Annotated in this window: 8 protein-coding genes and 1 tRNA gene; 7 read left to right on the top strand and 2 right to left on the bottom strand. The window is 37.8% G+C overall.

The features are described from left to right. Nucleotides 1–1,111, bottom strand: a 1,111-nt coding sequence (locus Q0W25_RS04035; RefSeq protein ID WP_298519215.1) for a YhgE/Pip domain-containing protein, incomplete at its 3' end; no start/stop codon positions are given. Nucleotides 1,112–1,403: 292 nt separating this feature from the next. Continuing rightward, nucleotides 1,404–1,976 carry a sugar O-acetyltransferase gene (locus Q0W25_RS04030; protein ID WP_298519212.1) on the bottom strand — a complete coding sequence of 191 codons (573 nt, stop codon included), beginning with the start codon at nucleotides 1,974–1,976 and terminating at the stop codon, nucleotides 1,404–1,406. A 45-nt stretch (nucleotides 1,977–2,021) separates the two neighbouring features. On the opposite strand from Q0W25_RS04030, the gene aroA reads away from it, so the two are divergent. From aroA to cysS, 7 genes are all read left to right on the top strand, one after another. Beyond that, nucleotides 2,022–3,341, top strand: a complete 1,320-nt coding sequence (gene aroA / locus Q0W25_RS04025; protein ID WP_298519209.1) for a 3-phosphoshikimate 1-carboxyvinyltransferase — start codon at nucleotides 2,022–2,024, stop codon at nucleotides 3,339–3,341. Next, the gene (gene nth / locus Q0W25_RS04020) at nucleotides 3,338–3,967 is read left to right on the top strand and encodes an endonuclease III (protein ID WP_298519206.1); all 630 of its coding nucleotides are present in this window, start codon (nucleotides 3,338–3,340) and stop codon (nucleotides 3,965–3,967) included. Before aroA ends, nth begins: the two co-directional genes overlap by 4 nt. A gap of 135 nt (nucleotides 3,968–4,102) precedes the next feature. Continuing rightward, the gene (gene cysK / locus Q0W25_RS04015) at nucleotides 4,103–5,050 is read left to right on the top strand and encodes a cysteine synthase A (protein WP_297824584.1); all 948 of its coding nucleotides are present in this window, start codon (nucleotides 4,103–4,105) and stop codon (nucleotides 5,048–5,050) included. 61 nt (nucleotides 5,051–5,111) lie between these two features. Further along, nucleotides 5,112–5,825: a serine O-acetyltransferase gene (gene cysE / locus Q0W25_RS04010; RefSeq protein ID WP_297824582.1), complete on the top strand. Its 714-nt coding sequence runs from the start codon at nucleotides 5,112–5,114 to the stop codon at nucleotides 5,823–5,825. Nucleotides 5,826–5,827: 2 nt separating this feature from the next. Next, nucleotides 5,828–6,202: a transcriptional regulator gene (locus tag Q0W25_RS04005; RefSeq protein ID WP_297824580.1), complete on the top strand. Its 375-nt coding sequence runs from the start codon at nucleotides 5,828–5,830 to the stop codon at nucleotides 6,200–6,202. Between the two features lie 75 nt (nucleotides 6,203–6,277). Continuing rightward, a tRNA-Cys gene (locus tag Q0W25_RS04000) sits at nucleotides 6,278–6,349 on the top strand. Between the two features lie 42 nt (nucleotides 6,350–6,391). After that, entirely contained in the window at nucleotides 6,392–7,738 is a 1,347-nt protein-coding gene (cysS, locus tag Q0W25_RS03995) for a cysteine--tRNA ligase (protein ID WP_298519202.1), read from the top strand. The last annotated feature ends 5 nt before the right edge of the window (nucleotides 7,739–7,743 follow it).

The following is a 7,743-nucleotide window of genomic DNA, read 5'->3' as shown; positions in this document are numbered from 1 at the left end:
GGGACCCATCGGCCAATTGGATAGATCCGTCGGCCAATTGAATTGAACCATTTGCTAGTCTGACTGATCCGTCTGCTAGTCTAACTGAACCATCTGCTAGTCTGACTGATCCGTCTGCTAATTGGACGGACCCATCTGCTAACTTGACTGATCCGTCTGCTAATTTGTTGGTACCTTTTGCAAGCTCAGAACTGCTTTCCACATACTGTTTTACAGGTCCTTCAGGTATTAAGGATGGATCTACAGCTGAATCTAATTCTTCAGAACCTTGTTGGACTTGGTTTGCTCCTTGTTTGACGTCATTGGAACCTTGTTGAATTTGGCTGGCGCCTCCGCTAACTGTTGATGCGCCTTGTTGAACCTGGCTCGCACTTTCGCTTACTGTTGATGCGCCTTGTTGAACCTGGCCTGCAGCATCTTTAACCTGGCTTGAACCGTCTGCAACCTGACCGGCACCTGATGACACTTGACCGGCACCAGAGGATACTTGTGATGCCCCGGCTTGAAGTTGGGCTCCACCGCCTGCTAACTGACTTGCACCAGCGGCAAGACCTTCCTGTAATTCTCCAAGTTTTCCATATGCGGCAAGGTTGATGATTTCGATAATTTTAGCATTTAATGTAGTATAAACGGTATTTGCACCAGTATCAGTCAGTTTGGTAGCTACTGGATTGGATTTGACGTTTACAACATATTCCAATTTTGCCTGTTGAGGGTCATCCGTAGTAATCGAAATAATATTGCTGCTCAGATTTTTGGGTATTATGATACCTGCATAATACTTTCCACTATAAACGCCGTCCCGCAGTTCGTCTTCTGTAACAAATGTCCATTTGAATTTATCATTATTTTTAAGTTCTTTAACAAGTTCATTTCCAACATTTAGAGTATTTCCTTCGAAAGAGGTACCATTATCAAGATTAGCTATTGCAAATTCCACGTTTCCTGTATTTCCGTAAGGATCCCAACACGCTTGTATGTTTAAAAGAGCATAAAGGGATGGGAGAATAATTATTGCAATTAATACGATGGTTACAATAGGGTTTGAAAATGCTGATTTGAAATCATTTTTCATTATCTCGACAATATTGCCTATGTCTTTACTACCCACATTATCACTCCAGCTTCATTAAAAAAGTAAAAGAAATATTTTCAAGCATCCTTTTTCCAAAATGCCCAGCTTTGAAAAAGAAAAATATTCATTTACTATTAATTATTATAATAATATTTTTCAGTTAAATATTATATTAATTTAACCATTCTTGTTTTAATTTCACTTGTTTGAAGGGCATTACATAATTTTTTTTATTATGTTCACTGAAAAAGAAGTCCTCATGCATTGTATACAATATTTGCCAATAATTGGTGAAAAACATGGTAAAATAAACTACAGAACAATGATGCTAAACTTGGTCAATGTCATTTTCAATTTTTTTGACAACTCTTGCGGGAACTCCAAGTGCAAGTGAATTGTCTGGAATGTCTTTAGTGACCACTGCTCCGGCACCGACAACCACATTATTGCCGATGGTCACGCCCGGAAGAATTGTAACGTTGGCACCTAACCATACGTCATTGCCGATTCGGATTTCAGATGCCTGCCCTAAATGTTCACGTCTTTTTTTAGGGGATAAAGGATGGCCAACGGTTGTTATGGTTGTATTCGGACCAATCATTACATTGTCTCCAATCCATACTTCTTTGATATCCAGTATGGTCAAATTAAAGTTTGCTGTAAAATTGCTGCCGATGAAAATGTTTTTGCCGTTGTCGAAACAGAATCTCTTTGCAATCCAAACTTTTTCACCTACAGAACCCAAAATTTCTGTTAACACTTCATGCTGCTTGTCCAAGTCATCCTCATCAAGGGAATTGAAAATGTTGGCATTTTCGATTGCACGTAATTTCATTAAAGATATTTCTTCATCGTCATAGCAGTATTCGAGTCCAGCCTGCATTTTTTCTATTTCTTTCATAGTTAACTATATTATTAAATTAAATTAAAAATATTTATTGATAAAATGATTCTTAAGGTAAAAAATATTTCAGAAATTGGCGGAGTCGTAAAGGCACCCCCTTCCAAAAGCTATTCTCATAGAGCGGTTATTTTAGCATCACTTTCCAAAGGCACATCCAGATTATATGATATGCTTTATTCAGAAGATACATTATCTTCAATCAGGGTTTGCAAAGCATTGGGTGCTGAAATAACAAAAAAGGATGATTGTCTGGAAGTTGTAGGTACTGGTGGCAAGCTTCATAATTCCTCATCGGAGCCGATAGATTTAGCCAATTCCGGAACTACCTTGAGACTGATGACTTCCGTATCTGCCTTAAGCGACAATGAAGTTATATTGACTGGAGACGAGTCCCTGCAAACCCGTCCGATGGGTTTGCTGATGGATGCTTTATGGTCTTTGGGAATTGAAACGAAATCCCTTAATGACAATGAAAAGGCACCGATATTAATTAAACCAGGGTACCTCGGTGGTGAAACCAATATTTATGGAAACGTCAGTTCACAGTTCATTTCTTCAATTTTGATATCATCTCCCTTGTCTGAACAAGGAGTTACATTATATGTTTTGCCTGAATTCAAATCAAGGCCTTACGTTAATATGACTTTGGATATCATGAAGAAATTTGGTGCAAAAACTTTAAAGGGTTATTATCTGAAGCATGAAACCTGCGATATGGATCATCAAAGCTGCAGAATCGACGAATTTAAGGTGATGAAACAGGGTTATGTTGCCTGTGACTATACTGTGGAAGGAGATTATTCATCAGCATCATATCTTCTTGCATTGATAGCCATAAATGGTGGAAAAGCCAAAATCAGGAATCTTTTCAGAGATTCAAAGCAGGGAGATAAGGTAATTTTGAATATCCTTCAGGATATGGGGGCCAAAGTTATACGTGGTGAAGACTATGTTGAAATAGGATCAAACGGTGAGCTGAAAGCTATCGATGTTGATTTGTCCAACGCTCCAGATTTGCTGATAACCGTTGCAGTTCTTGCCGCCATGGCTGAGGGTACAACCAATATCACCGGAGTGGGTCATGCAAGAGTTAAGGAAACCGATAGGATTGACACCACATGCAGGGAACTCGAGAAATTAGGATGTAAACTTGTTGAATATGAAGACGGGATGAGCATAACCGGTGGTGTTACAGGCGGTGTTGTAGATTCTCACGGAGACCACAGACTGGCAATGGCATTCTCTTTGATTGGACTTAAGTATGACATTGAAATTACAAATGGGGAAGTCTTTGACGTGTCATTCCCTAATTTCATTGAATCAATGGCGGAACTTGGATTTGAATTGGAGCTGGTAGAATGAATAAAGAGGAAAGGGTAATCAAACTGATAGAGGATTTGGAAAGCACTTTTGAAATTAGAACCTTTTTGGACCATGACCCATACAAGGTTTTGGTCAGGACCATCCTATCTCAAAGAACTCGTGATGAAAATACTGACCAGGCTACCGATAACTTGTTTTCTAAATATAAAGACATTTATGAAGTCGTTGATGCTCCAATCGATGATATAAAGGAATTGATTAGGCCTGCCGGTTTTTATAATGTCAAGGCAGGAAGGATTGTTGAAGTTTCACAGATTCTGATTGACCAGTATGACGGTGAAGTTCCGGATACTGTCGAAGAGCTTGTTAAGCTACCGGGTGTTGGAAGAAAAACCGCAAACTGTGTTATGGTATTTGCTTTTGAGCTTCCGGCAATTCCTGTAGATACTCATGTTCACAGGATTTCCAATCGTTTAGGTCTGGTAGATACAAAAGATCCTGAAGATACTGAAGTTGAATTGTGCAAAATCGCCCCTAAGAATTTATGGATAAAATTAAATGATTTGATGGTTCAGTTCGGTCAGAATATCTGCAAGCCAATCTCCCCTCAATGTGAAATATGTCCATGTACAGAAATCTGTGATTATTTCAAGGAAAATATTTAATTTTTTAGTTACACCAAAACATTTATAAAGTAAAACATTGTTATATAACAATAGTTATAATAACACATGTTATATAACTTTAAATAACCCTTTTAATATGCCTTATACAAATTAATTATAGAGGAGAAATAAATTATGGCAAATATTCCAAAATTAAAAAGAGGAGTTTTGGATAGCATTACCGATGCTATTGGAAATACTCCAATCGTAAGATTAAACAATTTGACAAAAGACTTAGAAGCTGAAGTTGATGTGAAAATCGAATCATTCAACCCAACAGGAAGTGTAAAAGACCGTGTTGCAGTTGCAATGATTGAAGATGCAGAAGAAAAAGGTCTTCTCAAGCCTGGTGCAACAATTATCGAACCTACCAGTGGAAACACTGGTATTGGCCTTGCATTTGCAGCAGCCGCAAAAGGTTACAAATTGATATTGACCATGCCTGAAACCATGTCTGTTGAAAGAAGGAAGTTCTTAAGCGTATTGGGTGCAGAACTTGTCTTGACTCCTGGTGCAGATGGAATGGGCGGAGCTATTGCAAAAGCTAATCAATTACAGGAAGAAACTCCTGATTCAATTATTTTAGGCCAATTCGACAACCCTGCTAATGTAAAAATCCATGCTGAAACTACTGCTCAGGAAATTTTAAGAGACACTGATGGAAAAGTAGACATTGTTATTGGTGGAGTAGGAACCGGAGGAACAATAACTGGAATAGGTAAAGTCCTTAAAGAGGAAGTTCCGGGTATAAAGATTGTTGCAGTAGAACCAAAAGACTCTCAAACATTAGGTAAAGGTGAAAAAGGACCTCACAAAATCCAAGGTATTGGTGCAGGTTTTGTCCCTTCAATCTATGATGGCAGTGTAATTGATGAGATTATTCCTGTTGCAAATGAAGATGCGGGAAATACTTTAATTGCCCTTGCTAAAAAAGAGGGTATATTTTCAGGTATATCTTCAGGTGCTGCAACTTGGGCAGCTTTAGAATTAGCTAAGAAGGAGGAAAATAAAGGTAAAAGAATAATAGCAATCTTACCTGATAACGGTGAACGTTATCTCTCCGTAGACTGGTTATTTGAATAAGAATAACTATATATACCATATGTTATATTATATTACATTATAGTAACTTTGGAGATAATAAATGTTTGATGGTTTGAAAAGTGAAATCAACACTTTTAAAGAAAAGGACCCTGCGATGCGTTCATCAATAGAGATATTTCTATGCTATCCGGGTTTTTATGCATTGTTGTTCCATAGAATCAGTCACTGGTTCTGGAATCACTCTTTAAAATTGTTAGCTCGCGTATTATCAACCATCTCTCGTTTTCTCACAGGTATTGAAATTCACCCTGGTGCGCAGTTTGGTAAAAGGGTTTTCATAGATCACGGCATGGGTATTGTTGTTGGTGAAACAACAATTGTCGGCGATGATGTGCTGATTTATCAAGGCGTTGTGCTTGGGGGTACTACAACCAGTAAGGGCAAAAGACACCCTACTATTGAAAGGGGAGCCGTTATTGGCGCAGGTGCTAAAGTAATGGGTAATATTACCATTGGAGAATATGCCAAAATAGGTACTGGAGCGGTCGTTTTAAAGGACGTTCCTCCAGAATCAACTTGTGTTGGCGTACCTGGTAGAATTGTTAAATGCAAAAACCAAAGCCATGTTGTGGATTTGGAACATAATAAACTTCCGGACCCTGTAGCGGCTGCAATCAGGTCTTTGGAAAAGCAGATAGAAGAAAACGAGAAACTTATTCAAATTTTACTTGATAAAAATGGAATATGTTTAACAGAAGAAAAAATCGATGATAAAAGTGAATTTGGTGATTTATTTAAGAAAAATGGTGATTAATTATGAAGCCACCTTGTGAAATTGTTGTTTGGTATGTAATACCTGCTATTAGATCTGAATTGGCTAAGGAGCTTTTAAATTTAGGAATGAAACAGAAAGATGTTTCCGAACTCATGGATATCACTCAACCTGCCGTATCACAGTATATCACTGATAAACGTGGTAGCGGAATTAAACTTAATGATGATGTCCGCGCTATGATTAAACAGTTTGCACGTGAGTTATCCGAAGGAGAAGCTACAAAAGCTGATTTGATTTCAAGAACATGTACTATATGCAAAAACGTAAAAACCATGGATGTTTTGAAACAATTGAATATTGATAAATCAGAACTTGGAGACGATTGTCAAACTTGTTTAGGTTCACAAGCAGAATAATTGCAAAATATTGGAAAAAATAGTAAACTATTTAAACTATTGCTTACCAATATTTTATTATACTTTAATTTTAATGGCAAGTTTACCGAGTGGCTTAGGTGCGTGGCTGCAGACCATGATACGGGGGTTCAAATCCCTCACTTGCCTTTATTTTAATCTATAATTATTTTTTTTGCGAGGTTATTTTTTATGGACGTCTATTCTACATTAACTCGTAGTAAACAAACTTTTGAAACTATTAACAAAAACAGAGTTAACTTATTTGTATGCGGTCCAACCGTTTATGACGATGCTCACATCGGGCATGGAAGAACTTACATTTCTTTTGATACAATTAAAAGATATCTTGAATACAGCGGATATGCCGTATTCTATATTCAGAATATTACTGATATCGATGATAAAATCATCAACAGGTCAAAAGAGAGCGGAATTCCTGCATCTGAGTTAGCCCGTAAATTCGAGAAAAGATACATTGAAGATATGAATAAATTAAATGTCAACGGCGTTAATTTATTTGCAAGAGCAACAGATCATGTTGATGAAATTTTAGACCAAATTCAAAGATTAATCGATAAGGGTTACGCTTATGAAACCGAAGACGGTGTTTATTTCGAAATAGATAAATTCCCTGAATTCGGTAAGTTATCCAATAGGAATGTCGAAGAATTGGAATCTCACAGGGACATTGCTGAAACCACAAAGAAAAACCCTCAGGACTTTGCGCTTTGGAAAAAACGTGTTGGGGTAGATGAACCAACTTGGCCGTCCCCATGGGGAGATGGAAGGCCTGGATGGCACATTGAGGACACTGCAATTACTGAATACTACTTCGGACCTCAATATGATGCACACGGTGGTGGCCTTGACTTGATTTTCCCACACCACGAAGCGGAAATTACTCAAATGGAAGCGGTTTCTGGAAAAGCTCCAATGGTTAAATTCTGGTTGCATACAGGATTTTTAAACGTCAACGGAGAAAAAATGTCAAAATCCTTAAACAACTTTATTACTATTCGCGAATTGCTTAAGGATTATGCTGCAGAAACTTTCAGATTCTTTGTTTTGTCAACCCACTACAGAAGCCCTATTGACTTTTCCAAGGATTCACTTCACCAGTCTGAAAGAAGCCTGGACAGAATCAGAAAATACTATGAGCTTTTAGATGTTGAGGTTGGAGAAGAATCTTACGAAAGCGAAATATTGGCTCCTCACAAGGAAGAGTTCTTCAACAGCATGGATGATGACTTCAACACTCCAAAGGCCATTGCGGCAATTTTCGGATTAATCAATGATACCAAAAATGACTTGGATTCATTATCTGTTGAAGATAAGATAGCTATCAAAGCATTTTTAGATGATGCTGCACATATTTTCGGTGTCAGCTTTGAAACTGAAGAGGTCAATGCCGGCTCAGACGATTTGCTTGATGTGATTTCTGAAGTCAGATCACAGCTTAGAGCCAACAAACAATACGATTTATCCGATAAAATCAGAAATGACCTACAGGCATTAGGTTATGAAATCAATGATTAAAACGA

Origin of the sequence: uncultured Methanobrevibacter sp. (assembly GCF_947166415.1) — an archaeon.
In the GTDB taxonomy this organism is placed as follows: Archaea; Methanobacteriota; Methanobacteria; order Methanobacteriales; family Methanobacteriaceae; genus Methanocatella.
This window is presented reverse-complemented; position numbering and strand designations above follow the sequence as displayed.